The sequence below is a fragment of the Pectobacterium sp. IFB5596 genome (assembly GCF_021432585.1).
In the GTDB taxonomy this organism is placed as follows: Bacteria; Pseudomonadota; Gammaproteobacteria; order Enterobacterales; family Enterobacteriaceae; genus Pectobacterium; species Pectobacterium punjabense.
The window spans coordinates 2,335-5,437 of the sequence record NZ_LXFY01000027.1 but is presented as its reverse complement, the minus strand read 5'-3'; the positions used below and the strand labels follow the sequence as shown (position 1 = coordinate 5,437).

The 3,103-nt window shown below is 52.0% G+C and carries 1 rRNA gene; it reads right to left on the bottom strand.

Annotated features, from left to right (window positions below):
* Positions 1–40: 40 nt before the first annotated feature.
* Positions 41–2,948: ribosomal RNA gene (locus tag A6301_RS16210) — 23S ribosomal RNA — on the bottom strand.
* Positions 2,949–3,103 lie beyond the last annotated feature (155 nt).

The following is a 3,103-nucleotide window of genomic DNA, read 5'->3' as shown; positions in this document are numbered from 1 at the left end:
TATGAGTCTTTCATCACCCACAAAACACCTTCGGTGTTGTAAGGTTAAGCCTCTCGGGTCATTAGTACTGGTTAGCTCAACGTATCGCTACGCTTACACACCCAGCCTATCTACGTCGTCGTCTTCAACGGCCCTTCAGGGACATCAAGTGTCCAGGGAAGACTCATCTCGAGGCAAGTTTCCCGCTTAGATGCTTTCAGCGGTTATCTCTTCCGCACTTAGCTACCGGGCAATGCAATTGGCATCACAACCCGTACACCAGTGGTGCGTTCACTCCGGTCCTCTCGTACTAGGAGCAACCCCTCTCAATCTTCCAACGCCCACGGCAGATAGGGACCGAACTGTCTCACGACGTTCTAAACCCAGCTCGCGTACCACTTTAAATGGCGAACAGCCATACCCTTGGGACCTACTTCAGCCCCAGGATGTGATGAGCCGACATCGAGGTGCCAAACACCGCCGTCGATATGAACTCTTGGGCGGTATCAGCCTGTTATCCCCGGAGTACCTTTTATCCGTTGAGCGATGGCCCTTCCATTCAGAACCACCGGATCACTAAGACCTGCTTTCGCACCTGCTCGAGCTGTCACTCTCGCAGTCAAGCTAGCTTATGCCTTTGCACTAACCTCCTGATGTCCGACCAGGATTAGCTAACCTTCGTGCTCCTCCGTTACGCTTTGGGAGGAGACCGCCCCAGTCAAACTACCCACCAGACACTGTCCGCAACCCGGATTACGGGCCTACGTTAGAACATCAAACATTAAAGGGTGGTATTTCAAGGTTGGCTCCATGCAGACTGGCGTCCACACTTCAAAGCCTCCCACCTATCCTACACATCAAGGCTCAAGGTTCAGTGTCAAGCTATAGTAAAGGTTCACGGGGTCTTTCCGTCTTGCCGCGGGTACACTGCATCTTCACAGCGAGTTCAATTTCACTGAGTCTCGGGTGGAGACAGCCTGGCCATCATTACGCCATTCGTGCAGGTCGGAACTTACCCGACAAGGAATTTCGCTACCTTAGGACCGTTATAGTTACGGCCGCCGTTTACCGGGGCTTCGATCAAGAGCTTCGCCTTGCGGCTGACCCCATCAATTAACCTTCCGGCACCGGGCAGGCGTCACACCGTATACGTCCACTTTCGTGTTTGCACAGTGCTGTGTTTTTATTAAACAGTTGCAGCCAGCTGGTATCTGCGACTGGCTTCAGCTCCATCCGCAAGGGACTTCACCTACGCGCCAGCGTGCCTTCTCCCGAAGTTACGGCACCATTTTGCCTAGTTCCTTCACCCGAGTTCTCTCAAGCGCCTGAGTATTCTCTACCTGACCACCTGTGTCGGTTTGGGGTACGATTTGATGTTACCTGGAGCTTAGAGGCTTTTCCTGGAAGCGTAGCATTGGTTACTTCATCACCGTAGTGACTCGTCATCACGCCTCAGTGTTAACGATGACCCGGATTTACCTAAGTCACCCACCTTCACGCTTAAACCGGGACAACCGTCGCCCGGATAACCTAGCTTTCTCCGTCCCCCCTTCGCAGTAACACCGAGTACAGGAATATTAACCTGTTTCCCATCGACTACGCTTTTCAGCCTCGCCTTAGGGGTCGACTCACCCTGCCCCGATTAACGTTGGACAGGAACCCTTGGTCTTCCGGCGTGCGGGTTTTTCACCCGCATTATCGTTACTTATGTCAGCATTCGCACTTCTGATACCTCCAGCAACCCTCACAGGCCACCTTCAACGGCTTACAGAACGCTCCCCTACCCAACAACACCTAAGTGTCGCTGCCGCAGCTTCGGTGCATGGTTTAGCCCCGTTACATCTTCCGCGCAGGCCGACTCGACCAGTGAGCTATTACGCTTTCTTTAAATGATGGCTGCTTCTAAGCCAACATCCTGGCTGTCTATGCCTTCCCACATCGTTTCCCACTTAACCATGACTTTGGGACCTTAGCTGGCGGTCTGGGTTGTTTCCCTCTTCACGACGAACGTTAGCACCCGCCGTGTGTCTCCCGTGATAACATTCTTCGGTATTCGTAGTTTGCATCGGGTTGGTAAGTCGGGATGACCCCCTAGCCGAAACAGTGCTCTACCCCCGAAGATGAATTCACGAGGCGCTACCTAAATAGCTTTCGGGGAGAACCAGCTATCTCCCGGTTTGATTGGCCTTTCACCCCCAGCCACAAGTCATCCGCTAATTTTTCAACATTAGTCGGTTCGGTCCTCCAGTTAGTGTTACCCAACCTTCAACCTGCCCATGGCTAGATCACCGGGTTTCGGGTCTATACCCTGCAACTTAACGCCCAGTTAAGACTCGGTTTCCCTGCGGCTCCCCTATACGGTTAACCTTGCTACAGAATATAAGTCGCTGACCCATTATACAAAAGGTACGCAGTCACCTAACAAGTAGGCTCCCACTGCTTGTACGTACACGGTTTCAGGTTCTATTTCACTCCCCTCGCCGGGGTTCTTTTCGCCTTTCCCTCACGGTACTGGTTCACTATCGGTCAGTCAGGAGTATTTAGCCTTGGAGGATGGTCCCCCCATATTCAGACAGGATGTCACGTGTCCCGCCCTACTCATCGAACTCACAACTTGTGCATTTTTGTGTACGGGACTATCACCCTTTACTGTGCGACTTTCCAGACGCTTCCACTAACACACAAACTGATTCAGGTTCTGGGCTCCTCCCCGTTCGCTCGCCGCTACTAGGGGAATCTCGGTTGATTTCTTTTCCTCGGGGTACTGAGATGTTTCAGTTCCCCCGGTTCGCCTCATTATGCTATGTATTCACATAATGATAGTGTGTCGAAACACACTGGGTTTCCCCATTCGGGTATCGTCGGGTATAACGCTTCATATCAGCTTACCGACGCTTATCGCAGATTAGCACGCCCTTCATCGCCTCTGACTGCCTAGGCATCCACCGTGTACGCTTAGTCGCTTAACCTCACAACCCGAAGATGTTTCTTTCGATTCATCATCGCGCTGCGATTATTTGAGAGACTCATTGACAGACTGATTCACCACGACACACCCGAAGGCCGTCATGCATGTTCAGCTGTCATGTTTCAATTTTCAGCTTGTTCCAGATTGTTAAAGAGC